We start from the raw sequence: 23,572 nt of genomic DNA on the forward strand, positions 1-23,572 counted from the left end.
GAGGGCCGGGGCGTGCCAGTGGGAGCTGCGCCCCGGCGTCAAGGGATGTCGCCGAAGTCGGGCCTCGGCTGATGGGTCGTGCCCTTCGCGTCTCAGCTGGGACAACACCCTTCCCCGGAGGCGTACGCCTCGGCCTGGCACAGGATGGCGTCCCAGTCCAGGTTCTGGTGGGCGGACCACAGGATCAGGTCGGCGATCAGGTCTGATGCGGTGGTAGCGAGGGGCTCGGGTGAACTGATCTGCTGATAGCGGGTGATGACGGCCTGTGCGTTGGCGATGGCGTTCATGCTTCTCCTCGATGTGGAAGTAGAGCTGAGCTGATCGGCGTCGTGCTTCCACGCCGGTCGCTCATCTGTCCAAGGCCAGGTTGCGGGCGACGAGCTGCCGCTATCCGGGCGCTGTGGCGCCCGAGTGGGCGCCAGAGGTGGATGACAAGGAACCTTCTCTCTCTTGCCGCTTAAGACTATACGTCGAGTGATCGTCTGAAGTAAGCCGCAGGCGACGCTTTCGAAGCGGCCGGGTTGTGTGGAGCTTGGCACTTCATGTAGAGTCTTAAGGGTCAAGTCGGGGTCTCTGGGTACACCCTTTGCGGTGATCGCCCTGCGCCGTCTGGACCACCGGTACCCCACCATCTCTTGTGCTCGGGAGGCGCCTTGCCTGTCATCACGCTGCAGTTTTCGCCGGACGATCGCGTCCAGCGGACCCACCCCTCCGGTACGTCCTACGGCACGGTCCTTTCCACCTCATGGGAGTCGGTCAGCGGCCAGGGCTGCTACTTCATTCAGTGGGACGGGTCGGCTCACGCGCGGCCCTACCGTGACGACGCCGTCAGGTCCGAGCGGATCATCCCCGCGGGGGCCTGCGGACCGGACTGCGGGAGGACATCCTCGTAATTCCGCCGGGGCGAAGGGCGATCTGCAACAAAACGCCGCCATGGCCGGTAGACGGTGAGCTGTGGGTTGCGCTGACCGCCTGTGTTGAGGTTGAAAGAGACGCTGTGCGAGATCCTTGAGGCGACCGAGGCGACCTGGGGCGACCCGGGGCGGCGGTTGCAGCGGGCGGGGGCTTGTGCGTCGGCATCCGCCGTGAAGGGAGTCCTCGGCGCGGCGGTGATCTCACGGCGCCGTCTCGCAGCGCGATACCGCCCGCTGCAGGGGTCCTAATGTCGCGTTAGGAATGGCGAAGGAGTGAACGTGATCTCTGTCCGTGAGGTCGAGATTCTGGCCGTCGGCGCCCATGCCGGGCAGGTCGACAAGATCGGAGCGCCGTACATCGAGCATGTCCGGGCAGTGGCCGCCGGGCTGAGCCCGTTCGGCGAGGCACTGGTCATGGCGGGCCTGCTGCACGACCTTTTGGAAGACACCGACTGGACTGCCGAGCGTCTGCACCAGGCGGGCGTGCCCGACCGGGTCGTCGAGATCGTCGTGGCGGTAACCAACCAGGCGGGGATGACATACGACGAGAAGATCCGCCGCATCACCGCTGACCCACAAGCAACACTTGTGAAGATCGCGGACAATGCGCACAATTCCCACCCTGACCGGGCTGCGCAGCTTCCCGCCGACAAACGGCATCGCCTGGCAGCGAAGTACCGCTCCGCACGCGCTGAGCTGTGGCCCGCCGCGAAGCGGAACGACGTGGAAGCCATCATCCGCATCGTCAACCCGTCGCTGCTCGGCGAGTTGGACGCCTGCCTTTGATCGCACCGACTCGGAGGACAAGGCTGATACCAGGGGCCTTCGGATCCCATGTTCTCGAACAGCTGCCAGGCCGGCACCTACGCGATATCGGCCGGCGTCTCGATGAAGTCGAACTCCGGAACCGCCGCGAGAGCGGCCGGACGCTGCGCGAGCCATCCGGATCCGTAGGTGCCGGGCCCGTGGACTGTGCGTATGTGCTCAAAGCCCAAGCGGCGGTAGTAGGTGTGGAGCGACGCATTGGTGGTCCATGCGTCAAGGCGAAGCAGAACCGCTCCACGACGGGCGGCTTGATCACCGCACCAGTCGAGGAGGCGGGCTCCGAGACCGCCTCCTGCGCCGGGAGCGGCGAGCGTGAGCTTGTGAACGTACAGCGCTGGCTCCCGGGCCTCCTCATCGGTCCACAGAGCAGGATCGGCGGTGGAGTCCAGGGTGACGGTGGCGGTCGCTTCCGAGGTGGCAGAGTCCTTCAGGAGGTAGACATCGCCCGCCATCACGCTCTCGGCAAGCAGTTCGTCGGGGTACGGGGTGGACCACTGATCGCTGCCTCGGGCGCTCAGCCATGCGGCTGCCTCGAGGCGGAACTGCCGAAGCCGCGGGAGGTCCGCCAGGGATGCCCTGGTAATGATCACTCGGTGTCCTGAGGCTGGTGCGCGGGTTTGGTGCGCTCGTAGACGACGGTGTTGCGGTGCCGCGGCAATGTGAAGGCAGTGACCTGGACGGGCCGGCCGTCCCTGTCGTAGCCCGTGGAGAGCAGTTCGATGGCCGGCAGCGAATTGCCCTCCCCCAAGGCCAGACGTGTGTTCTCCTCGGGGCGCGTGGTCCGTGGAGTGAGCTCGTCGACGCTGCGGACCAGCTCGTGGCCGAGTTCGGCCAGGACTGTGTTGGTGCCGCGCTCGACGTTGTCGTCGAGGAGCCAGTCGCTGCCCTCGACGAGGCGTAGGGGGACATAGGAGTCGTCGGTGTGCACCGGCATCCCGTCGACGATGTTCGTTCGGAGTCGGAAGGCCACGAACTCACCGACTCTCAGCCCTAGTCGGCTGCGGACCGGCTCCTGGGCCGGCATGACACCGACCCGGTCCATGCGTGAGGTGCCCTTGCGGTGCACTGACTGGACCAGGCGTGTGTATATGTCGGCCTGCGGGCTCTCCTCTCTGCTGTCGAACTCGCCTTGCGGAAGGAAGACGAGCGGCTGCCAGTCCTGCACCATGGCGCCGCGCGAACCGGCGCGTGTGCGAACGAGCCCCTCACTCTTCAGGTTGTCGATCACGCGGTTCATGGCCTGCCGGCTGAGCCCGTACTGCCTGCCCAGCTCGCCCGCGGCCGGCAGCCTGCCCGGCGTTCCGTCTGGCTGGTGGAATTCCTGGTTGACGATCCGGCAGTGGATGTCCGCTGTAGCGGTCTCCACGCTCCAGCGACCGCCTGGTGGGCTGCTGCGTGTCATGCGCGCACCTTACAGCCTGACGTGTCAGGTCTCGGCGGCGGCGGTGGAGCCGTCCGGCCGGCCTAGGCGTAGGCAATGACATCCCTTGCTGCGGCCCACCGCGCGCGCAACTCCACCTGACATGTCAGGTCTTGACGGCGCGTACGCCGAGCCGTACGGTCGAGGCCGCACAACCTGACATGTCAGGTTGTGTTTGTCGGGCTCCGTGCCCGACGTGCATGTCGCTGCCGAGATGTCGCAGCAGATGCCGCTTTTGAAATTCCCGGCGGCAGCCCGGCCCTCGGCGCGTGATTCATCCGCCCTTTCTGCCTGCCGGCCCTGTGGCCGCAGGCAGCGGGCGGCCGTTCCTTGAAAAGTCCACAGCGTGATCTACCGTCGACACCTCCCCGGGCCCAAGCCGTCCGGCGGTGGGGCGAGTGGAGACCAGCCGGCCGAGAAAAGGCGAGAGCCTACGACGTATCGCGCAGCCGGCTTCACAGCACGGCGCGGCGACCTTTCACTGCCACGACCGCCTGGGACTGATCTCCCTGGGCGTGAGCGGTCCGCGTCGATTGAGGTCAACGCGCGGTGGTACCGCGCAACAGCACCAGTAACCGCAGTCGCCGGCGCCCGGCCATAAGGCGAGCGCCGGCGGCCGCGGCCACTGGGGCACAAGCCACCAGCAGGCCGGCGGTCTTCGCATCCGCTGGGTGTACACCGGCCGTGGGTATCGCCGCCGCAACCCTCGGCGCCCCTGCTGCAGCAGCGGGATGACACCCGCACTGTCGCCCCCGATCGGCAGTCACACCGAGCTGCACACCGACCGCACCGCCGACCGGCAGAGCACACCCGGATCGCGACTACTCACCGTCGCCGCAGACACAACGGATCGACCGGTACCTGCGCGGCGGGCGCTCAACCCTGTCGAGCACCGCTTCCAAGACACCAACCACCGTGGAGATTGAGATGAGTTGGCTCAAGAGCGCCGCTTGTGGGCCTGAAAATGCCGATTTGTTCTTCCCTGTCGGTAGCTCTGCTCCGGCCATGCGGCAGATCGAAAAGGCAAAAGACGTATGCCGCAGTCGGTGCCCCGTGATGACGCAGTGCCGCACCTGGGCGTTCGAATCCGGCGAGAACTGGGGTGTGTGGGGCGGGCTCAGCGAGGACGAGCGCCGCTACATCAGGCGCCAGGCCGTCGCTGGCCACGCTCGCAACTCCGACGACTGAAACGCCACCTGCCGACGCATGTCCGCCTCGCCATATGGGTGGCGTCACGGTCGTCCCGCAGGACCAAACGAAGCAACGGCCTCGGGATTGCGCCCCGAGGCCGCCATACGAGTCCCCACACCCAAGGGAGATGACCCGTGCAGGAGAGGATCGCACACCAGAAGGCCGAGGAACTGATCAGGCTGGCCAGCCTGGACTACAAGGCCGCCCACAGCCCGGAGCACCTCCGCGAGGTCGCGGCCCACAGCGGGCGTCACGGCGCCGCCCCGGCCAGGTATCGGGGGGCGAAGAAGAAGTTCTGACCGGGCCGACGCCCGGCGCTCGGGCTGCTGGCCTTCCGTGACCAGCCAGCAGCCGCACCGCAGTGCGGGCCCGGGCCGGCATGTGCGGCCCGCAGCGATACGGATCAACTTCCCCAGGGAGTTTGGTAATGAGCGTTCTTACCCCCGAAACGGCCGTGATGCGCGCAGTGGACGACCTCTTGGAGCGCCTGGAGGTCTCTTTTCACGTCGCCGCTCACATCCGGGCCCTCGCCCGGCTCGGCGTGGGTGTCGATGTCGATGTCGAAGAGAACGGAGTCGGCGTCCACATCCTCCTTCCGACCGCCCGCAGCGCGGAACTGCTGCCGGCGTTGGTCAAACGCGTCAACGCCCCGGGGACCGTCCGGCGCGAGCCCGGCCGGTGCGAAGCCGTCGGACACCTGCCCGGCAGCCGTGTCTCGGTGCGCGTGACGGCCCCCGACGCCCCGTCCGCAGACTGCCGCACGCCGGCAGAGCGGGCCCTGGGCGACTGTCTCCTGGCACAGGTGAAGGCAGCCGACGCACAGGTGCCCGCGCACCGCAGGGTGCCCCGGACCGCCGCCGCGATGCGGACCTGCCTCACCGAGCGTACGGCCGGCGCATCCTGAGCCAGGTCACCGGCCACCACCGGCCGGGATGGTGACGGCCCCCTGCCTGGTAGCCGCGCCCGCGCCCACCCCCACCACCCTGCTCGGCCGTCCAGGCGCCGGCTGTCACCGAGTCCCCGCCACGCCTCCACCCGGACGCGCGGCGGGGACTCGGTGCGTGAAGAAAGGAGTCGCGGCGTGCCACGTCGCGCGAGAAAGACGAAGCCGACGTCACCCCCGCGGCGTCGCACCCCCGTAGACCACACGAAGACCTTGCCGCTCCCTCCGGCACGCGACGAGGCCGACGCGCGGACGGCGGACGCCCGAGACCGCGCAGCCGACATCCTCGAGGCTGCCGCTGAGCAGGCGCAGAACGTGCTGACCAGCACGGCCGCCGACCGCGCCAAGGCGCTGCGCCTGCTGCAGATCGCGCGGCGGCGGGCGGCGCACCTGGTGATCGAGGCCAAGCTGCAGGCGCGGGAGAACCGGGCCACCGCCGAGGCACACGCCCATACAGTGCTCCAGCACGCCACGCGACAGGCCGACGACTTCGTCACTGCCGCCGATGAGCGCGCTGCGGCCGCGCGCGAGGCCGTCCGGCAGGCCAGGCGGGAATGCGAACGGATCCTCGCTGACGCCCGTCACGATGCCGAACAGCATCTGAGCGACGCCCGAGACCGTGCCCAGGGGGTACGTGAGCAGGCCGACGCACAAGCCCGGGGTCTTTTGAAGAAGGCAGCCGCCGACGCGGAGCAGCGCGTGCTCGCTGCACAGGAGACGGCGGCCGGCACGCAGGAGGCAGCGCGCGAGGAAGCCGACCGGATCATCGCGGCGGCCCGTGAGAGCGCCGACGTCCTCCGGACGCAGGCCGCGGCCCAGGCGGACGAGGCGCTCCGGAAGGCCCGGGCGCATGCCGGCAACACCGTTGCCGAAGCCCGCAAGCGCGCCGAGGAGATGCAGCACACCGCTGACGGCGTTGTGCGGGAGGCAACCGCGACCGCCGAGCGCCTTCGGCGCGCAGCCGAAGCCGACACGACGAGTGCCCGCGCCCGTGCCGAGAAGGTGCTCAGCGATGTCGAACGCCTGCGTCAAGAAGCCCAAGAGGATGCCGACGCCGTGCGAGGCCGTGCCGATCTGGACGCCGCACGCCTGACGGCCGTTGCCCGCAGGGAGGCGGACGACTACCGGCAGGTGGCGCTGAGCGAACTCGATCAGGCCCGTACCGAGAGCGAGCGCATCCTCAACGCCGCGCAGGCGGCCCGCGAGCGGGCCGAGGAGCGAGAGCACAAGGCCGTCGAGGCTTTGGCCGAGGCAGTGGCCAAGCGTGAGGCTGCCGACGAGCGCTGGCGGGCGGCCTTGTCGTCCACACAGCGCCGTTTGCAGCGTCGGCAGATGCGGCGCCAGGCCCGGGATGACCGCCGGGCGGCGGTCAAGGAGAGGAAGGAGCAGGCCCGGCAGCGGCGGCGTGAGCGGCGTGCGCAGCACCCTTCCTTGGGCCGCCGCATGGCCGCGGCAGGAGCATGGGGCAGCAGGCTGGTGCGCAACCAGGCCCGGCGGGTCCTGGTCAGCGGTCCGATCCTGGCGCCGATGGCCGTCGCCTGGTGGTCCCAGACCGACTATGCCGTCCACACGTTCGGCTGGTGGCCCATCTTCGGCCTTGGATTCGCGGCTGCCTGGGAGCTGACCACCGCTTTCACGGGCTGGATGTATCACCGGGCCCGCCGGATGGGCGACGGTGGCCTCATTCACCGCATCGCCACCTGGATCTTCGCCGCCGGAGCCGCGGCCATGAATTACGCCCACCACTGTGGTCCGGGCGGCCGGCCCACCCAGCCGGCTATCGCCTTCGCCACGATGTCCGTTGTCGGGATGGCGCTGTGGGAGCTCTACGCCCTGCTGGTCCACCGGCAGTACCTGCGAGAGCAGGGCATGTTGCCTCAGCCGCGCCCGCGCCTGGGGCTGATCCGTTGGGTGCGCTTCACCTCCCAGGCATGGACCGCGTGGTCCTTGACGATCAACGACAGCTCTCTGTCCACCGTGGACTTGGCGTGGAAGGCGGCGGCACAGAAGCTGGAACGCCGGGCCGCGCGCCGTAGCGTCGAGGCGGCGCTCCGGAACGCCGAGGCGAACGACCGCGCCGCGTTGAAGGCCGGCCTCACGATGCAGCGCCTGGTCGTTCCGCGCCCGCCCGTCCAGGAGGACCCGCGGGCGGGCGCCACAGCCGTTCCGCTGTTCCAACCGGCCTCTTTGCCGTTCCGTAGCGGAACGCGGAACACCCTCCCCACGGCACCGGCGTTCCGGAACGTCACCGGTGGGACCGACAGCGGACCGCAGCCGTTCCACGAGAGAGCGGAACGGAACGAAGCCGGCCCGGCCTTGCTTCGTTCCAGCGGAACGCTTGGTGACTGCCTCGCCGTTCCAGCGGAACACAGCGGCGATGAGCTGGAAGGAACATGCGTTCCGGACCATGCCGAGTACCGCTGGAACGCGAGCGCGGTTCGCCAGCGCCACGCTCGCCGTGCCGGAACGCGTGAACCGGAACACGTCGGCGTGACGAGCGGAACGCCGGAAAGCGCGATGGAACACCCCGCCGGAACGGCAATCTCCGCGGCACGGACCGCAGATGCTGACCGCGGAGCGTTCCACCCCCGCGGAACGGACCGGCGGAACGCTCTCATGGAAGGTCCGGAACGCCCTACATCGCGGCTTGGCGGAACGGACCGCAGCCCCGGTGGCGGCGCTGGAACGGATGAGCATGAACCGGTGATCAGCGAGAGCGAGCAGGCGGCGGTGGACCGGTTGCGGGAAGCCGGCGTCAAGCTGAGCAAGCGCGCCATCGCTGCCGAAGTCCGTAATTCCGGGGGCACCATCAGCGACAAACGAGCGGGTACTCTCGCGGTGAGGCTGGCGAAGCTGCAGATGCAGGAGACCGCCGGTATCTGATGCCGCTGGAGCACGGTTCCGCGGCCCGGCTGGTGGTGGGTCGGCGCACATGCGTCGACCCGCCACCAGCCCCTTTCTCCCCACGCCCCTGCCGGCAGGCCGCTAGCGGGCGGAAGGGATCGCCCCGCCCCCGCTCGACCACGCGCCGGGGGAGAGGCCAACGCACCCCTTCCCACCGCGGGAACCCGCCGCGAGCACGCTCTCCAGCTGCGCCGGCCCGCCCCTGACCACGGAGCTTCCATGCTGCCCAGGCGTCTGCTCGCCTCCCTCTTGCGCCCCTTGCGGATCCGCCGTAGCCGGATGCCAGACCCCCCGCTCGAAACGGTCACCTACTACCCCGCGGATCCCCGCTCGACAGCTTCCCGGCCCATTGCCGTGCCCCCCGTTCCGCAGCAGCCGATACGGGCGCACCAGGCGATGAAGGATCCCGGCCCCGACGAACTCAAGGCCCGGCACCGCATGGTCGCCGCCATCGCCCGATATGGGTGGGAAAAGGACATGCCCTGATGACAACCGGCCAGGCCCGGGACGCGGAGAAGCACGTGAACGACGTCCTGGCCAGCATCGACGAGGTCCTGGCGGATCTCGAAGGACAGCCGGCTTCGGCCGGACCCGCCTCACCCGCCCCTGGCGTGCACGCGGAAGCTGAGAGCGGCAAGGTCTTCAAGGAATCCATAGCGAATTCCCAGCCCGCCGGCACACAGCCCTCGGGGGGAAGCGTCGAGCCACCGACGCCTTGGTGGAAGAACCCGCCGGGCGACCCCTTGCAGAGCCCCCTCGCGTCTACCGCCGGCGCGCCGCCGCAGCCCCGCATGCCTCCGGCACCGAACCTGCCTCCAGCACCGAGCGAGCCGCCAGAGACGGAGGGGAACCCTGCCGCAACCGGCACGGAGGAGCCCGAGCTGAAGCCGTCGGCCATGCGACGGTGGGCAGCGCGGGTGAAGGCAGCGAATAGCGCCGCGAAACGGGCGAACGTCGAGGAAGAGCCCCAACGTGAGACCAGCCAGCAGAGCGACGAGAACGAATCGCCGGACGAGAGCGGCTCCAGCAGCCGTCTGGAGCGCCGGCGCCTGCGGCTGAGCAAGCTCCACAGGCGCGCGAACACCGACGGCAACGGGCGGGAGCCGCGGATCGTCTACGACGGCCGCGAGGCAGCCGTCTACGTCCTGCCCAATCGTGAGCGGGAGCAGTGGTACGGCGACTCGCGCGCCTATCAGGGGGCGCTGAGCTGGTGGGCCGGACGGACACCCTGGCAGAGGTTCGTCCTGAGGAACGCCGTCGCTGCCGCCGCCGGAGCCTGGACCTACGGTGCCTTCACCGCCGCGTGGGACAAGGGCCTGCCGCAACTGGTTCTCGGGTGGATGAACGACATGGCGGCATCCAAGGACCACGGGCCTGTCGGCCCGATCATGCTCGGACTGATCGCCACAGGCGCCTTCACTGCCGTCGGCAATCGCGTCTACCGCCTCATCGTGCGGATCTTCTCCGATGACGGCTCCTTCGCCGCCACCACGGCCGGCCAGGTCATCCGCTGGCTGTTCGTCTCCATCCCCGCCAGTTCCGGTTTCGCGGCCGTCTGCCTGTTCGCCGCCCCCTGACCGACAAAAAGGAAGTACCGTGCCCGAAATACCCCTGGCGGCCGGAGGGCTGGCCAACGCCGTCGGCCCCCTGTCCGCTACCGCCATCTCCGTGATCGTCGGCACCGTGCTGATCATGACCGTGATCGGCAAGGGCAAGAAGAAGCTTGCCGCCGGTACCGCTCAGATGATCGGTGTCTTCGGAGAACTCGCCTTCCTCCGTGCGGACGGCCCGTTCCACGACATCGGGCAGGCCGCCGCCTCGGTAGACCAGTCCCTCGCAGCCGAGCCTTCCATCGGCTCCATCGGTATGACCGGCGTGACGCTGCTGCTCTTGGTCCTGGCCGCGCTGGCCAAGTTCGCCCCGCCGATGTCCGTCATCATCGGTCTGCTGCTGGGCGCCGCCATGGACAGTGCACAGGGCTCCATCTGGCACTTCGTCGTCACCGTCCTCACCTTGCCCCTCGGCCTGGTCCAAGGGGCGTAGATGAGCCTGCGCAACGACCTCAACGTCTTCCGGGGCACCGGCCGGCTGCTCAACGCCCTCCTCCGGGCGCAGGTCCACATGGCAAGGGCAAGCGCAGCGTGGATCACCGCGGAGCGCGCCTACACCGCGGGGCGCGTTTTGGTCTGCGTGCTGCTGCCCGCCTATCTCCTCACCCACCTGACGTCGCGGTTCATGTGGGCATGGTGGGGCCTGATGGTGGCGTGGGCGGTGGTCTCCGGGAGGGTGATCCATCGCCAGGGCTGGCTGGACGGCTGGGAGTGTGAGGGGGAAGGAGAGTGTCGTGCGGGCGAGGGCGGTGAGGCGCTGCAGTGCGCCGAGCCCACGCCGCTAAACGATCATGAAATGTTGCTGGGGGAGCAGCGGCAGGAGGCGGACGCCGCGTTCGGCGCCTTCGTGGAGCACAACGTCGCCGCCGCCGTGACGCAAGGACGCAAGGGCATCCACACCGATGCCTTGCTGAAGCTCCTCCACGAGCACGACATGCTCACCGACTGGAAAGAGCCCGATATCCGCACGACATGCGACCGGTTGGGAATTCCCTGGCGCAGGCAGATGTCGGTACAGGGGCGGAACTACTTCGGAATCCACGCCGACGACCTCACCAAACACCTCGGTCGACGCCCGCAACTCCCCCCGGAAATGGTGCCAGACCTGACCCCCTCGCCATCCCCGGAAAAGACCCCTTCCTCGCCTTACGTGAGGGGTCCTATCGCCCTCATAAAGCGCCCCTTTTCGCGCTCCTGAGAAGTCCGCGGGTGAGGGCTTCGAAAAGTCCTCACCGCACCCCCGGCAGGGGGAGGCGCACCCGCCTCGCTCCCCTGCGGGGCGAACGTCCCACCAACCCGCTACCCTTCGCGGCTACGACCGTCTGACCTGCGGATCTATAGAGCTCGCTAGCCCCTCTAGCCTGCGCTACTACCGAGCTAGCATCCGAAAGGCCCCAACCTCCGGACGGCGCTACCGCCGCTCACCCGGCGGCAAAGGGGACACAGCAAAGGGCTGGCGGGCACGGCAGGACGACCTCTCTCCGCAGCCCAAAAAGGGGACGGCGCCTTCCGTCTCACGCCCAGAAATCCGGACGACGACCTAGCCCCGGCCACTCGGTCCGCGAACGGTAAGCAATCGCCATGCATGTGACCCGCGGGGCGGGAGCTGCCCCTCGATGGCCGTGCACTTTCCACAGGGCCTTCGGCCTATGGTCTCCTCCGACAAGCAGAGGGGGGTTACCACATGACAGCGACGGCATGGCTTCGCTCGGCTGATCCACGCTGACCTGATCGCCGAGGTGGACCTGTGGGGCCCCGGACCTGACGCCGCGGACACCGTCGTCGCCGGCGCGCCGGCACGGATCGTCGTGCGCCTGGGCGCGGCGGCGGGCGAGTGGATCGAGGTGGCGCGCATCAGCCACGCTGCACATGGGGGCGAGCTGATGAGAGCCCTGCTCGGCCGCTTGGCAGCAGCCGCATCCCGTGGCGCAGACCCGAACTTCGACTACGGCCGGTATGTCCGCGGAGAACTCGCCGGCTGGTCCGAGGGACCGGTGGTAGCCGACAGCGACGCCGGGCGGCCGCCCCTGCGCTTCCTCCAAGAGGAGGCACAGGGCATGCGGTTGGCCGCACTCGGCAGAACCTGGCGTGCACAGGACCGGCTCACTGAACTCGCGGCCACCCCCAGGGAGCCATCTGGTTGGCGCCACCAGCGATGACCGGCGCCGGTGTTCACCGTTGTTCCAGCCCTTCTGTGACCAACTTTTCCAGGATCACTCCTACCGGATGCGCTGGGGCTGGTGTCGGGCGTACTACTGTGCGGTACTGGTCCATTACTGATGACCACGGGGCTGGGGCGCGCAAGGGGGGCGCAGGACCCGATGCCGCAGGATGCTGACGGGGAGAGCCGTGTTCGGAGACAGGGAGATGCGTCGACTCGTCGACGGATTAATCGGGGGGATGCGCCACCTGGAGGTTCCCGCGACGGTCGACGAGCTGTGCACCGTGCTGTGCGACCTGATGGCGGCGCGGCGCGGCCGGGACTGTGAGCTGCGCATGACGGCCTTCCCACCGGGAAGCGTCAGCGGGCTATGGGTCGAACTCGACGAGCGGGACCTCATCCTCGTCGAGGAGAACACCGCGGCCGACCACCAACTGGTCATTCTGGGCCACGAGATCTGGCACATGGCCGCAGGGCACCGCGCTCTGCATGTGGAGGGCAAGACCGTGGCCGCTCGCCTGCTGGCCGGCGACGCCGATCTTGAGCCGGTCATCCGCCAGGTGGCGGCACGCAGTCGGGGCCGCAACACGACGGATGCATGCCACGAGGAGGAGGCCGAATCGTTCGGACTGCTGCTGGCCAGTCGCGTCAGGCCCTGGCTGGCCGGGTGGGCGGATTCGGGCGGGCGCAGTGGTCTGGCGGCCCGTGTCGGCACCTCCCTGGACTACTCCAGCGCAAGAGGGGCCCCATGACCGGCCCCGACTACTACATACCGGCCGTTGCTCTGGCGGCCGCGTTCGCCATTCGCGTGCCCACTCTCGTGCGGAACTGGCGCGACCCGCTGGTGCGGTCGATCAGTCTCGTCATCGGCCTGGCGGTCGCCACCTTCGCGTTCGCCGCGCCGCCCACGATCGCCGCCGTCAACCGGGCCACCGGTATCGCCAATGTGTCCGGACCGCTCGTCTACAGCTTGCTGATGGCACACGGCGCCGCCTGCCTGATGATGGTCCTGCACTGGCGGGGCGGCCCGCAGGAGGTGGTACGGCGTACCGCACGCCGATGGATGGCGGGCTACGCCGTGGTCATCGTCGCCTTGAACGTCTTCTTCGCGCTCGGCGACGCTCCGGTGGAGCGTCTACGCGACCTGGATACCTACTACGCCTGTACGCCCTGGATCCGCGAGATGATCGTCTCGTACCTGGTCGGCTCGTCCGCCGCGGCCGTGGTGATGTGCGTCATGTGCTGGCGCTGGTCCCGGAAGGTCAACGGATGGCTCCGCTGGGGGCTGGTCACCATCGTCTTCGGGTACCTGTTCAACCTCGGCTTCTCGGCCACCAAACTCGCGGCGGTCTTCGCCCGGTGGACCGGACACAACGCCGACTTCCTGAGTACCTTCGTCTCTCCGCCACTGGCCTCGATCGGCGCGTTGATCAGCGCGGTGGGCTTCGTGCTCCCCGCCGCGGTGCAACGCCTGTCCACCTGCTGGAAGGTATGGGCCTCCTACCGGCGGCTCGGACCTCTATGGCGACTGCTGCGCACCCCGCACACCAGGGGAACGGTCACCGTACGGATTCCTTGGTGGAGCCCCGCCGACCTCCACCTCATGCGACGGACATCCGACATCCACGACGGCCTGCTCAACCTTGCCCCGCACCTTGATCACGACCTGCGTGCCCGTCTGTACAGCGAGGCTCTCGCCCGCGGAGACGACGAGGCCCAGGCACGAGCCGTCGCCTCTGCCGGCGCTATTGCGGCTGCCCTGCGCACCAAAGCCGACGGCACACACGGCGTGCCCCACCGCACGTCCCCCACCGCGCCCTTCTCTCCCCTCACGGCCAGTGAACTGGAGTGCATCTCCCAGTCGTTGTGCCGTGCTCTTGCCCTTCACGAAGGCCGTACCGAGCGGCCGTATCAGAGAGTGCCCTGAAATGCCCGAATCTGTAGCTCGCATGGAACAGCACGGCGGACGCCGGGCCGTCGTCATCGGCGGAGGGCTGGCCGGCATGCTGGCCGCCTCCGTCCTGGCCGAGGTTGCCCAGGTCACGGTTGTCGAGCGGGATGTACTGCCCGACAGCCCGGTGCTGCGCAAGGGCATGCCGCAGGCGCAGCACGCCCACTTGCTGTGGTCGGGCGGAGCCCGTGCCATCGAAGAGTTGTTGCCGGGGACGCTGGAGAAGTGGGTGCTCCACGGAGCGCGCCGCATTCCCCTGCCCACCGGGCTGGTGTCGATGTCGGCCCAGGGGTGGCTGCGGCGTTTCGGTGAGATGCAGTACCTGGTGGCCTGCAGCCGTGACCTGCTCGACTGGGTGGTCCGGGACACTGTCCTGCAGGATTCGGCGGTCACGGTTTTGCAGCGCACCGAACTGCTGGGGCTGCAGGGCACGGCCGCGCGTGTCACCGGCGTACGGGTGCGCAGCGCGGAAGGCGCGGAGAGCACGCTCGAGGCCGACTTCGTGGTGGACGCGAGCGGCCGGGGGTCCTGCGCACCGCAGTGGCTCGCCGCGCTCGGCGTCCCCGCGGCATCTGAGGAAGAGGTGGACTCAGGGCTCGCCTACGCGACGCGCATCTTCCGTGCCCCTGCCGGGACCGAGCACTACCCCGTGATCAACGTCCAGTCCCGCCCGCGCGACCCCAAACCGGGGCAGACAGCGACCATCGTCCCGATCGAAGGCGGTCGGTGGCTGGTCACCCTGTCCGGCACGCGCGGTGGGCAACCGACCCGGGACGCTGACGCCTTCGAGCCCTTCGCCCGCTCCGTCCGGCACCCCGTCGTAGGCGAGCTCATCTCCCACGCCGAACCTCTCACCGATGTGGCCCTCTCCCGCAGCACGGTCAACCGGCGCCGCTTCTACGAAAAGATCGATGCCTGGCCGGACGGATTCGTAGTGATCGGTGATGCGGTGGCGACGTACAACCCCGTCTACGGGCATGGCATGTCCGTCGCCGCGCAGGGAGTCCGCTCGCTGCGCGACGCGCTGCGCCGGTGCGACCTGGCTGAACCCCGTCTGGCTCATACAGTCCAGACGGCGGTCGCGCGTCCTGTGGCGGTGGCGTGGGACCTGGCCATCGGCCAGGACATCCTTTACCCGGGGGCGATCGGAAAACGGCCTGGGAAGGCGGCCAACCTGCTGGGCCGGTATGTGGACCGTCTCATGCGGACCGCCACGGCCCGCCCCCTGGTCACGCGTGCCCTTCTTGACGTCATGACGCTGAACGCGCCGCTGCTGACACTGGCCAGCCCCGCAGTCCTGATCGCAGTGCTCCGTGGCCCCCGCGTCCGTCCGCTCGACGGGCCGCCCCTCAGCCGCGAGGAGGTCAAATTGGTGACGGGGCAAGCGCCGGCCGAACGCCACGGACGCTCGGACACCGTAGCCCGCTCCTGACAGTTGGCATGCAGGCCGTAGCGCCAGCGCAGAACCGGCAGGCGACCGCGGCCACCCTCGGCATGTCGGACGTGGCCGCGGCGTGCCCGTACGCGGGGGCGCCACTGGGATCTGACGGAGACCGTCGGGGGTTGTGCGCCCGTCGCGGGCTGTCGGTTACTGCGGCAGGGCCAGCATGCCGATGGCGCGGTCCACGGTGATCTCGATGAGTACGCGTTCCGGGTGGGGACCGGGGGTGCGGCCGAATCGCGCGCCGTAGCGGGCCACGGCATCGTCGATCGCACCGCCGTCGGTCAGGATGGCGGCGGTGCCTTCGAAGGAGACCCATTTCGGCCCGACGGCCTGGAACACCGAGACGCGGGCCGGGCCGGGCGTGCTTTGGATGTTGGCGACTTTCCTGCTCTGCCTGCGGGTGATGATCCGCACCTTGCGGGAATTCACGTCGTAGGTCGCCCGGACCATCACGCTGTGTGGGGCTCCGGTAGGGCGGATGGTGGTCAGGGTCGAGAAGCTGTACTCCTGCAGAAAGTTGAGCAGGTCGGGGCTGGGGTCATGTATGTCAAGGGCCACCGGGGAAGGGTAACGGCCTTGGGAGCGATCGAGATCCGAGCGCGCTGGCCGAAGGTTCGGCTGGTGGGTGATCAGCAGTCGGTCTGCCGGGCGAGCACCAGTTCTGGGCTGGGCTTGCGGCCTCAGGAGCAGGTGGGCGCCCGGTTGCAGCGCGGCCTGCCCGGCAAGCCGCGCCGTGGGATCTACCTGGTCGACCGGTTCGTCATCGCTCTGGTCGTCTACCGCGACGACAAGCGCCTGCTCCTGAGTCTGCCCCAGGACACCGGTCCCGGTCAGGACGGGAGCGCGGAAGACGGCCGGGCCCCGTCCGGCTCCTGCGCGAGCGACGACGGCAGTGGGAGGCCGAGGAGGTACGGCCCGATGCCGCCGCCCGCAAACGGTTGCACCGGGCGGGCGCCGAGCATCCCGACGCACCGGTCCGCTACATCACCCTCCGGCAGTCCATCCGCCCCGAAGCCGCAGACCGCGCCCCGTCAAGTGGCCTGCGCGACCTCGGCATCATCGACGGCCGCCACATCACCATCGAACCCGACCCCGGACACACTGGCACCCTCCTCGTCCGCGCCGATCACGAGACTGTGGGCACCCTCACCCCCGGGGAGCCTCCGGCCCCAAGGCCCGCTGGACCGCCAAGCACCGTTGACACCCATGGTGGATCGCATGTGTACTCTTATGTGCCGTCGGCCCTTAAGACTTGTCGAGTCGGCAGTTGAAAAGAGGACCCCACCCTCTGCCGGCCAAGCGTTCAGGTGAGGTCCTCTCTCTCCGCAGGGTCCCGGCCACATCGGCCGGGGCTTTAGGCATCAGGGGATGAGCCGTCTCGCACCCATCCGAAGATCGCGCGAAGCGGACCGAGCCACCGAAACCAGGCGTACAGCCGGTCCCACCTGCCGCGGCCGTGCCCCTGTGAACCTTGACTCGCCATTCGACAGCATCACTGCCCTCTCCATGCTGCCCGCCGCACGCGTCCTTCCGCTCCTGCGGGAAGCCCCGTAGGTCCTGGAGCCGTCGGAACGAGGCGGGCAGCGCCGCAGTGGTTCTACCGCAGGAACACGAAGGTGCTCCCGGCGACGACGGCGCCGAGGAGGGCGCCGGCGGCGACCTGCCCGCGGGTGTGGTCATACAGCTCGATACGGGACCAGCCCACCATGCCGACCAGGAGGTAGGCGAGCAGGGCCCAGGGTCCGTAGCACAAGGACAGCATGACGACGCTCCCGCTGGCGACGGCTGCGTGGACGGAGATCTTGCCGCGCCAGGAGCTGCCCAAGTACTGGCGGCGGCCGTCGTCCTTGGTGCCGGCGGTGACGGCGAACAGGGACCCCAGGGTGGTGAGCATCGCCGCGATGAGCGCGATCACTGTGCGAGGCGCGCCCAGGGTGGTCAGAAGGGTTATGCCGCAGACGACCGAGCCGAGGATGAAGGCCATGACGATCAGGCGCTGCCGGCGTTGGCCGACGTGGCGGTCAGCCCAGCGGCCGCGGCGTATGCCGAAGTTGATGAAGAGGATCGGTATGACCGCGGCAAAAAGGCCGCCGAGCAGCCCCCAGCCGATGCCGGTCAGGCGGTCGGCGTTCCAGCCGACGGCGATGACGTCGGCGAGGATCCAGTTCTTCGGGTCCAGGCCGTCGGTGGCCAGGCGGGCCATCCGGGATTCGGTGACCCGGGTGGCGCCGGGGATGCTGGTCATGCGGGCTCCTGGCAGGTGCGGAGGAAGGTGTCGGCATTGGGGGAGTGGTAGACCAAGGCCACGGTGGTGAGGAAGGCGACTTCGCCGTCCAGGTCCAAGTCGTGGCTTTCCTGTTCGCCGGAGGCCGCGGCCGCGGTGGAGGGGGCAGCGCCGGCGGCCTTGGCCTGGGCGGCGGCGCGCAGCCACAGGGCCTTGGTTGCGGCGTCCAGCTCGACGCCGCGGTGTCCCCACGCTTCGGCCGCCTTGCGGGAGCGCTCCTTCAGATCGCCAGGGGCGTAGGGGGCGAGGGCGAGGCCGGCGTCATGAATCTCGATCATGACGCGGTGCAGGCGCATCCGAGGGCTGCGGAGTAGCGAGGTGCGCAGCACGAGCCCGGGGGCGGCGGTGGTCAGAGCTTCCCACAGCGGTCGCAGGGTCCGCAGCGTCCGGTAGTAGTGGATCTGGCGCCAGGCGAGGCCGACAGCGGGGAAGGAACTGCCGATGAGGATCAGCCCGATTGCCGTGGAGCGGCTGAGGTTGGAGGCTGTGTCGGCCAGGCGGATCGTGGCGGTACCGGTGAGGCCGGTCAGGCGCAGGACCAAATAGCCGATCCGCACCAGCGAGTAGACGATGCCTATCGCCGTGCCGGCGCCCAGAAGGCGCAGGCTCACTCGCAGCCAGCGCTGGGCTGCGTGGCGGCCGGAGCTGAGGAACAGGTATCCGGCGACGCCCATCGCGACGCCGAGATACGTTTGGAAGACCGAGTAGTACACGGTGCCCCAGAGCGTTCCTGCCGTGGCGATGTACAGGTCATCGACCTCCGTGGAGCGGTCGATGCATGTGAAGGCGGCGGTCATCGCGGCTATGGAGGCCAGGGCCAGGCAGTGGCGGGGCCTGATACCGCGGGCGGCTTCCGGCCGTGCGATGGTGATCACGAAGTCCAGGACAGCTGCCGCTCCGACTGTACCCAGGATGTGCTTGAGGAGCGTTCCGGCGCTGTGGGTGCCGACGGTGTTGTCGAAAGCGTGCAGGACCTCGGGCCTGCGCAGGGTCATGGATATGGTGACGCTGGCGAAGGCCACCCACAGGGACCGCGCCATGGGGGTGCGGAAGGCTGATGGCGCACGCCAGAGGGTGACCATCCAGAGCATCGCGAGGACGGCAGTTTCAAGGGTTCTCACATCAGGACCTGGTGTTGGGGCGCCCGAAGGCATCGTGCAGTCGTGCAAGACGGTCGGCTGCCTCGCCGGAGCTGGAGCGAGCCTCGGTACGGCTGGCCCGGGCCAGGATGAGGGTGGCGAGGGTCTCTGCGTCATGCTCTTGGCGGGAGTCGAACTTGCTGCGGCCCATCAGGGCCAGGAGCCGGTCGGTGGACAGGCCGAGCTCGTCGTCGACGCTCTTTCTTGCCGTGACGGCGGTCCGTACGCGGGCTGCCTCGGTACGCATGATCTCCGCCAGGGGCAGCTCGGGCGTCTCGTGCCCGGCGACAGAAGCGGTGGTGCGGTCCAAGAGCTTTTGGAAGTGCTCACCTGCGGCGGCCAGTTCCTCCTCCGAGGCGTCCTCGGCGACCTCGAAATCCGGGGCGGTGTGGCCGAGGAGCATGTGGGAGATCTCGTGCAGGACGATGTGCACGCGCAGGAAGTCCGCGGCGGTGGCCTCGTAGAAAACGAGATCGGCCGCGTCGAGGCCGATCCAGATGCCGCAGGGCATATCCGGGTGTGGCGGGCCGTCGAGGGGCAACAGGAGCAGGGGACGGCCGCGCTGCTGCGCGATCGACCGGCAGAAGCTCTCCAAGTGGAAAGGCTGCGGAATCGCCAGGGCGTCAGCGACGGCGGAACAGGGGTTACGGGGGCGCCTCCACCACCTCATCAGCTTCCCTTGCCTCGTCGCTCCGTCCGAACAGGGCCAAAGGACCCATGGCCCTTGGACCGTTGCCTGTGTCGTCACAGACTAAGCGGCAGGTCTGACAGAACAGATCCAGGGGTGACTAATTGGCAGCGCCCGGTGATTCCGGGCGCCGTAGAGCACGTCAGGCGCGTCGCCGCCGCTGCCAGCGTTTGGTCCCCTCGATGTCTTCCTCTGCCGCGGGCAGCCCCTCGACCTGACGGGCACTTTCGACCATGAGCTTGATGCCCTGAAGAGTCTTCGCCGACAGTCCGCCCAGGCGGGCGGCGATGGCGCGGGCTTGGGCGTCCTCGAGGACCTGCGCGAGCTCGGCGGCGGCCTGGGCGCGGTCAAGCTCTGCTCGCAGCTCCCGCAGCCGCTCCTCCAACTTCCGGGCGCGTTCCTTGTCCTCGTGGGTCTCGTCGTCGACGAAGTAGCCCACCGGGACGCCGAAGAACTTGGCCAGGGCCTTGAGCGCCTGGATGCCGGGGTTGGAGACGCGCCCGGTAGCGATGGCCTGGATCGCGCTGCCGGAGACGGTCGGGCCGTCTGCGCCGGCCTGCTGCTTGATCAGACGCTCGAGTTCCGCGTAGGAGTAGGGGCCGCGGCCGGACGGATGCACCGTGCTGATCAGGAACGCGAGCTTGCGGGCGATCGTCCCCTGCTCGGCGGGGGCTTCGTCACCCATCGCAGCAGTCCTTGCTCCTCGCCGTGCAGGCGGTTGACGTGGTTGATGCCTGAATCATATCTCTCATCCGGTCAACAGGACGAATGGCCTCGTGGTGAGGCCAACATCCTGTCAGCTTGACAGCACGGGGCGTGATCGCCGTATGTTCTTGGCCAAGCCATCTTGTTGACAGGACGATCATCCCAAACGCGAGCCAGCATGTCTCGCCAGAAGGACGGCGGGCAAGTCGGCGAAGATAGGCCCGGGGGAATAGGCAGGACTGGCCGGTACCGGCCAGTCCTGCCTCCATGCGACGGTGAGCAGCTGCGCGCGTGCAGCAGTGAGGACGGCCCCCATGTGGTGGAACCGGCTACGCCTGGAGGACGGGACGGAATCCGCCTTGCCCTTTGCGCGCTCTGCCGACTTCACCCCCACGCCCCACCCGATCGGCGCCGCCGCGCAGCAGCCGGTGGCCATGGGCAAGCGCCGCTGGCGCGCCAGGCGTTCGCGTCCTGGCGTACGCGAACTGGAGCGGCGTCTTCGGCAGGAACTGCGGGAGCTGGAGATCCAACCTCCGCTGGACGTCGAGGCGCTGTGCCGCGCGCTGGGCAGGCGATGGGACCGTGACATCGAGCTGCAGCCGGCGCCCCTGCCTAAACCAGGACCACTGGGGCTGTTGGTGGAGACCCCCGAAGCCGACATCATTCTTTACCAGCAGGAGACCACCCGTCTCCATCAAGATCACATCATCCTGCACGAGGTGGGCCACATGCTGGCCGACCATGACAGTGACGAAACCGAGCTGCCGAGCCCGGTTCCCGGCGTCGAGCCGGGCGATGTCCGCAAGGTCTTCAAGCGCTGTTCGTACGACAACCAGCAGGAATGCGATGCAGAACTCGTTGCGACCATCATTTTGGAGTGGGCCCTAGTGCTCGACCGCGTGACCCCGCCCCCTTCCGCAGACCCCTCGGTCCGCCACGTCCAAGCCGCTCTCGGTGACCACCGGGGGTGGCTGTAGCCCATGGCGTTCCTGTTCCTCATGCCGCTGGTCATGGCCACACTGTGGAAGCTCTACCAGCTCTCACGCGCGCCGAAGAACCGCGCCCTGCGGTCCGTCGCGCTGTGTCTGCTGTGCGCCTGCTCCTCCTACTTGCTGGTGATGCCCGGCGGGGCATCCGGCGTGGAAACCGTCGCCGGCCATGGATGGGCGAAGATCGGCCAAAACGTGCTGCTGCTGGCCGCCGCGTACTTCCTCATGTGCTTCTACCTGTACTCCGCGGCCGACCGGGCCTCCGGGCAGCGCCGGGCCCGACGGGAGGGCCTCCTCGTCCTCCTGGTCATCGCGGCCGCGATCGCTCTGGGCGCGAGCGCCCCTGACCGGGTGTTCGCCGGCAGTTACGCGACCGCGGACATGACTGTCACTCCGCTGGCCGCCTTCTACGAACTGGCCGGCCTCTACCTGCTCTACGCCCTGGCCGCCGCCGCCTGGTGGACCCGCAAGTACGCCTGCAAAACCGACTGTCCGTATTCGACCGGATTGTGGATGGCGGCGGCTGGCATGTCCGGCATGGCAGCCGCCTGCGCGATCCGCGCGGTCTTCGTGCTCATCCGCTGGCAGGGCGGGACCATACCCCAGCCGCTTGTGGTCACCGTGGCCTTCCTCCTCGTGGGCTCCGTCCTGTCCTTCTCCACCGGCATCACCTACCCCAGCGTGCGAGCACGTGCCACAGCCATCGGAATCTGGCTGCGCCACCGCCGCCAATACCGTCAACTCGCACCGCTGTGGCAGCTGCTGTCCGAGGCGTACCCCGAGATCGTCCTGGATCGTGAACCATTGCGCTGGGACAGCTGGTGCGTACGCGGGGTCCACCGCCGCTATGAGCGACGGTTCGTCGAAATACGCGATGGCCTGGTGCGGATCAGCCCCTACCTCGGCGAGGACCGGTCCTCGGACGCCGCGGTGCTGGCCGGGCGGCTGACGGAAGCCGCCCAGGCCGTGATCGCCGAACGTCTGGGGGACGGCGGGAGCCGCAGGGACGCCGCGGCTGCGCCGCGGCCTGCCGTCGCCCTGGCCATGCCGCTGCAGGACGGAAGAGACGCCGATGTGCAGCAATTGGTCGAGCTGTCAAAAGCGCTGCGCGGGGCAGCCCTTCGCACGCCGCGTGCGTCCCGTGTGACAGCCGGGTCCTGATCTTCCACCGGCAAACCAAGGAGAGTCGAACAATGCTGATCACTGCCGACCGGATCCTCGCGGGAGCCGACGGGGCGTACCTCACCGACGGCGCCATCCTGGTCTCGGGGGACACGATCGTCGCCATCGGCCCGCGGGCCGAGGTGGAGCCCCTAGCGCAGCCGGGCGATGCACGGCTGGCTTTCCCTGGCTCCACCGTGCTTCCGGGGCTGATAGACGCGCACGTCCACCTGTGCTTCGACAGCAGCGTCGATCCGGTCGGCGCCCTGCACAGCCGCGACGACGACGCCCTGCTGAACGACATGAAGGGCAGGGCCAAGCAACTCTTGGGCATCGGCGTCACCACGGTGCGCGACCTCGGTGATCGCAACCACCTGGCGCTGCGGCTCGCGGGCGAAGTCGAGGCCGGCTCAGTGCCCGGGCCGCGGATCATCTCCGCAGGCATCCCTGTCACCTCTCCGAAGGGGCACTGCTGGTTCCTGGGCGGTGAGGCGGCCGGCGAGGAGGAGATCCGCAGCCTCGTGCGGCGTAACGCGGCAGCCGGCGCGAAGGTCATCAAGGTCATGGAGACCGGTGGTGGCCTGACGAAGAACAGCACTCCAACGTGGGAGAGCCAGTTCACTGCGCAGGATTTGGCCGTGGTCGTCGACGAAGCCCGGCGGGCCGGGCTGCCGGTGGCCGCACACGCGCACGGGGCTGACGGCATCGCCGACGCGGTGGACGTCGGTGTCAACACCCTGGAGCACTGCACGTGGATGGTGCCTGGCGGCGGCGTCGAGCTCCGGCGTGACGTGGTTGCCCGGATCGTGGAGAAAGACATCGCGGTCTGCCCGACGATCAGTCCCGGCTGGAGGATGCTGACGCAGGTGCCTCAGTTCGCCGGCCGGGCCGAGGCGATGTTCGACGGGGTCCGGCAGATGGCGCAGGCAGGTGTGCGGCTGATCGCGGGAACCGATGCCGGGGTGCAGCGGGCCGGGTTCGACGGGCTCGTCTCCAGTCTGGAGTGCTACGAGCACCTGGGGCTTTCGCGCCGGCGCATCATCGCCATGGCCACCAGCGAGGCGGCGCGGGCGCTGGGAATCGGCGACCGTGCGGGCGAGCTCACAGCCGGCTACCGCGCTGATCTGCTGGTCGTCGACGGCGACCCGCTGATGGACCTCGACGCCCTGCGCAAGGTCGCCGCTGTCTTCGCCGCCGGCCGGCAGTATCCAGCGGCTGAGGCGTAAGCCTTCACCATGAACGA

The 23,572-nt window shown here is 68.9% G+C and carries 24 protein-coding genes; 16 read left to right on the top strand and 8 right to left on the bottom strand.

The window, feature by feature from the left end:
* Positions 1-92: 92 nt before the first annotated feature.
* Entirely contained in the window at positions 93-287 is a 195-nt protein-coding gene (locus ACH4PU_RS31135; protein ID WP_398279523.1) for a hypothetical protein, read from the bottom strand.
* A gap of 906 nt (positions 288-1,193) precedes the next feature.
* Here ACH4PU_RS31135 and ACH4PU_RS31140 point away from each other — a divergent pair.
* On the top strand, positions 1,194-1,700 hold the full coding sequence (locus ACH4PU_RS31140; protein ID WP_398279526.1) for an HD domain-containing protein: 507 nt from the start codon (positions 1,194-1,196) through the stop codon (positions 1,698-1,700).
* A gap of 77 nt (positions 1,701-1,777) precedes the next feature.
* On the opposite strand, the gene ACH4PU_RS31145 is transcribed toward ACH4PU_RS31140, so the two are convergent.
* Both ACH4PU_RS31145 and ACH4PU_RS31150 read right to left on the bottom strand, forming a co-directional pair.
* Positions 1,778-2,329, bottom strand: coding sequence for a GNAT family N-acetyltransferase (locus tag ACH4PU_RS31145; RefSeq protein WP_398279529.1), 552 nt, complete (start codon positions 2,327-2,329; stop codon positions 1,778-1,780).
* Positions 2,326-3,105, bottom strand: coding sequence for a GntR family transcriptional regulator (locus ACH4PU_RS31150; protein WP_398279533.1), 780 nt, complete (start codon positions 3,103-3,105; stop codon positions 2,326-2,328). The genes ACH4PU_RS31145 and ACH4PU_RS31150 overlap by 4 nt, the downstream gene beginning before the upstream one ends.
* A gap of 981 nt (positions 3,106-4,086) precedes the next feature.
* On the opposite strand from ACH4PU_RS31150, the gene ACH4PU_RS31155 reads away from it, so the two are divergent.
* The 12 genes from ACH4PU_RS31155 (at position 4,087) to ACH4PU_RS31210 (ending at position 15,351) form a co-directional block, all read left to right on the top strand.
* Complete coding sequence (locus ACH4PU_RS31155) at positions 4,087-4,347, top strand: WhiB family transcriptional regulator (protein WP_398279536.1); 261 nt, start codon at positions 4,087-4,089, stop codon at positions 4,345-4,347.
* Positions 4,348-4,484: 137 nt separating this feature from the next.
* Positions 4,485-4,649, top strand: coding sequence for a hypothetical protein (locus ACH4PU_RS31160; RefSeq protein ID WP_398279539.1), 165 nt, complete (start codon positions 4,485-4,487; stop codon positions 4,647-4,649).
* A gap of 128 nt (positions 4,650-4,777) precedes the next feature.
* On the top strand, positions 4,778-5,254 hold the full coding sequence (locus ACH4PU_RS31165) for a hypothetical protein (RefSeq protein ID WP_398279542.1): 477 nt from the start codon (positions 4,778-4,780) through the stop codon (positions 5,252-5,254).
* A 252-nt stretch (positions 5,255-5,506) separates the two neighbouring features.
* Positions 5,507-8,176, top strand: coding sequence for a hypothetical protein (locus tag ACH4PU_RS31170; RefSeq protein WP_398279545.1), 2,670 nt, complete (start codon positions 5,507-5,509; stop codon positions 8,174-8,176).
* Between the two features lie 375 nt (positions 8,177-8,551).
* Positions 8,552-8,683: a hypothetical protein gene (locus tag ACH4PU_RS31175; RefSeq protein ID WP_398279548.1), complete on the top strand. Its 132-nt coding sequence runs from the start codon at positions 8,552-8,554 to the stop codon at positions 8,681-8,683.
* Positions 8,683-9,774 (top strand): hypothetical protein, encoded by a 1,092-nt coding sequence (locus tag ACH4PU_RS31180; RefSeq protein WP_398279551.1) that lies wholly within the window; start codon positions 8,683-8,685, stop codon positions 9,772-9,774. The genes ACH4PU_RS31175 and ACH4PU_RS31180 overlap by 1 nt, the downstream gene beginning before the upstream one ends.
* Before the next feature lie 19 nt (positions 9,775-9,793).
* Positions 9,794-10,240 carry a hypothetical protein gene (locus ACH4PU_RS31185; protein WP_398279554.1) on the top strand — a complete coding sequence of 149 codons (447 nt, stop codon included), beginning with the start codon at positions 9,794-9,796 and terminating at the stop codon, positions 10,238-10,240.
* Complete coding sequence (locus ACH4PU_RS31190) at positions 10,241-11,005, top strand: hypothetical protein (RefSeq protein ID WP_398279557.1); 765 nt, start codon at positions 10,241-10,243, stop codon at positions 11,003-11,005.
* A gap of 541 nt (positions 11,006-11,546) precedes the next feature.
* Positions 11,547-11,966 carry a hypothetical protein gene (locus tag ACH4PU_RS31195; protein ID WP_398279560.1) on the top strand — a complete coding sequence of 140 codons (420 nt, stop codon included), beginning with the start codon at positions 11,547-11,549 and terminating at the stop codon, positions 11,964-11,966.
* A 208-nt stretch (positions 11,967-12,174) separates the two neighbouring features.
* Positions 12,175-12,720: a toxin-antitoxin system, toxin component gene (locus ACH4PU_RS31200; protein WP_398279563.1), complete on the top strand. Its 546-nt coding sequence runs from the start codon at positions 12,175-12,177 to the stop codon at positions 12,718-12,720.
* Complete coding sequence (locus tag ACH4PU_RS31205) at positions 12,717-13,895, top strand: MAB_1171c family putative transporter (RefSeq protein ID WP_398279566.1); 1,179 nt, start codon at positions 12,717-12,719, stop codon at positions 13,893-13,895. The genes ACH4PU_RS31200 and ACH4PU_RS31205 overlap by 4 nt, the downstream gene beginning before the upstream one ends.
* Before the next feature lie 22 nt (positions 13,896-13,917).
* A complete protein-coding gene (locus ACH4PU_RS31210) occupies positions 13,918-15,351 on the top strand; it encodes an NAD(P)/FAD-dependent oxidoreductase (protein ID WP_398279569.1) in 1,434 nt (477 codons plus the stop codon).
* Positions 15,352-15,507: 156 nt separating this feature from the next.
* Here the strand turns inward: ACH4PU_RS31210 and ACH4PU_RS31215 are convergent, their stop codons facing one another.
* The 5 genes from ACH4PU_RS31215 to ACH4PU_RS31235 all read right to left on the bottom strand — a co-directional run bounded on the left by ACH4PU_RS31215 (position 15,508) and on the right by ACH4PU_RS31235 (position 20,159).
* Positions 15,508-15,921, bottom strand: a complete 414-nt coding sequence (locus ACH4PU_RS31215) for a pyridoxamine 5'-phosphate oxidase family protein (RefSeq protein WP_398279572.1) — start codon at positions 15,919-15,921, stop codon at positions 15,508-15,510.
* Positions 15,922-16,960: 1,039 nt separating this feature from the next.
* Entirely contained in the window at positions 16,961-17,608 is a 648-nt protein-coding gene (locus ACH4PU_RS31220) for a phosphatase PAP2 family protein (protein ID WP_398279575.1), read from the bottom strand.
* Positions 17,605-18,768: an MAB_1171c family putative transporter gene (locus tag ACH4PU_RS31225; RefSeq protein WP_398279578.1), complete on the bottom strand. Its 1,164-nt coding sequence runs from the start codon at positions 18,766-18,768 to the stop codon at positions 17,605-17,607. The genes ACH4PU_RS31220 and ACH4PU_RS31225 overlap by 4 nt, the downstream gene beginning before the upstream one ends.
* A gap of 1 nt (position 18,769) precedes the next feature.
* On the bottom strand, positions 18,770-19,381 hold the full coding sequence (locus ACH4PU_RS31230) for a hypothetical protein (RefSeq protein WP_398279581.1): 612 nt from the start codon (positions 19,379-19,381) through the stop codon (positions 18,770-18,772).
* Positions 19,382-19,616: 235 nt separating this feature from the next.
* Positions 19,617-20,159, bottom strand: a complete 543-nt coding sequence (locus ACH4PU_RS31235; protein ID WP_398279584.1) for an XRE family transcriptional regulator — start codon at positions 20,157-20,159, stop codon at positions 19,617-19,619.
* A 334-nt stretch (positions 20,160-20,493) separates the two neighbouring features.
* Between ACH4PU_RS31235 and ACH4PU_RS31240 the strand changes: the two genes are divergently transcribed.
* From ACH4PU_RS31240 to ACH4PU_RS31250, 3 genes are read left to right on the top strand one after another with little or no spacing between them, the layout of a single operon-like run.
* Positions 20,494-21,156: a hypothetical protein gene (locus ACH4PU_RS31240; protein WP_398279587.1), complete on the top strand. Its 663-nt coding sequence runs from the start codon at positions 20,494-20,496 to the stop codon at positions 21,154-21,156.
* Between the two features lie 3 nt (positions 21,157-21,159).
* Positions 21,160-22,329, top strand: coding sequence for an MAB_1171c family putative transporter (locus tag ACH4PU_RS31245; protein ID WP_398279590.1), 1,170 nt, complete (start codon positions 21,160-21,162; stop codon positions 22,327-22,329).
* 32 nt (positions 22,330-22,361) lie between these two features.
* Complete coding sequence (locus ACH4PU_RS31250; RefSeq protein WP_398279593.1) at positions 22,362-23,555, top strand: amidohydrolase family protein; 1,194 nt, start codon at positions 22,362-22,364, stop codon at positions 23,553-23,555.
* Positions 23,556-23,572 lie beyond the last annotated feature (17 nt).

This window comes from Streptomyces sp. NPDC021100 (assembly GCF_044333095.1).
In the GTDB taxonomy this organism is placed as follows: domain Bacteria; phylum Actinomycetota; class Actinomycetes; order Streptomycetales; family Streptomycetaceae; genus Streptomyces.

Bases quoted from the DNA above. Each gene is read 5' to 3' on its own strand.
- ACH4PU_RS31210 (WP_398279569.1), top strand. From the start codon at position 13,918: ATGGAACAGCACGGCGGACGCCGGGCCGTCGTCATCGGCGGAGGGCTG.
- ACH4PU_RS31135 (WP_398279523.1), bottom strand. From the start codon at position 287: ATGAACGCCATCGCCAACGCACAGGCCGTCATCACCCGCTATCAGCAG.
- ACH4PU_RS31245 (WP_398279590.1), top strand. From the start codon at position 21,160: ATGGCGTTCCTGTTCCTCATGCCGCTGGTCATGGCCACACTGTGGAAG.
- ACH4PU_RS31155 (WP_398279536.1), top strand. From the start codon at position 4,087: ATGAGTTGGCTCAAGAGCGCCGCTTGTGGGCCTGAAAATGCCGATTTG.
- ACH4PU_RS31240 (WP_398279587.1), top strand. From the start codon at position 20,494: ATGTGGTGGAACCGGCTACGCCTGGAGGACGGGACGGAATCCGCCTTG.
- ACH4PU_RS31250 (WP_398279593.1), top strand. From the start codon at position 22,362: ATGCTGATCACTGCCGACCGGATCCTCGCGGGAGCCGACGGGGCGTAC.
- ACH4PU_RS31200 (WP_398279563.1), top strand. From the start codon at position 12,175: ATGCGTCGACTCGTCGACGGATTAATCGGGGGGATGCGCCACCTGGAG.
- ACH4PU_RS31205 (WP_398279566.1), top strand. From the start codon at position 12,717: ATGACCGGCCCCGACTACTACATACCGGCCGTTGCTCTGGCGGCCGCG.
- ACH4PU_RS31165 (WP_398279542.1), top strand. From the start codon at position 4,778: ATGAGCGTTCTTACCCCCGAAACGGCCGTGATGCGCGCAGTGGACGAC.
- ACH4PU_RS31180 (WP_398279551.1), top strand. From the start codon at position 8,683: ATGACAACCGGCCAGGCCCGGGACGCGGAGAAGCACGTGAACGACGTC.
- ACH4PU_RS31190 (WP_398279557.1), top strand. From the start codon at position 10,241: ATGAGCCTGCGCAACGACCTCAACGTCTTCCGGGGCACCGGCCGGCTG.
- ACH4PU_RS31235 (WP_398279584.1), bottom strand. From the start codon at position 20,159: ATGGGTGACGAAGCCCCCGCCGAGCAGGGGACGATCGCCCGCAAGCTC.
- ACH4PU_RS31220 (WP_398279575.1), bottom strand. From the start codon at position 17,608: ATGACCAGCATCCCCGGCGCCACCCGGGTCACCGAATCCCGGATGGCC.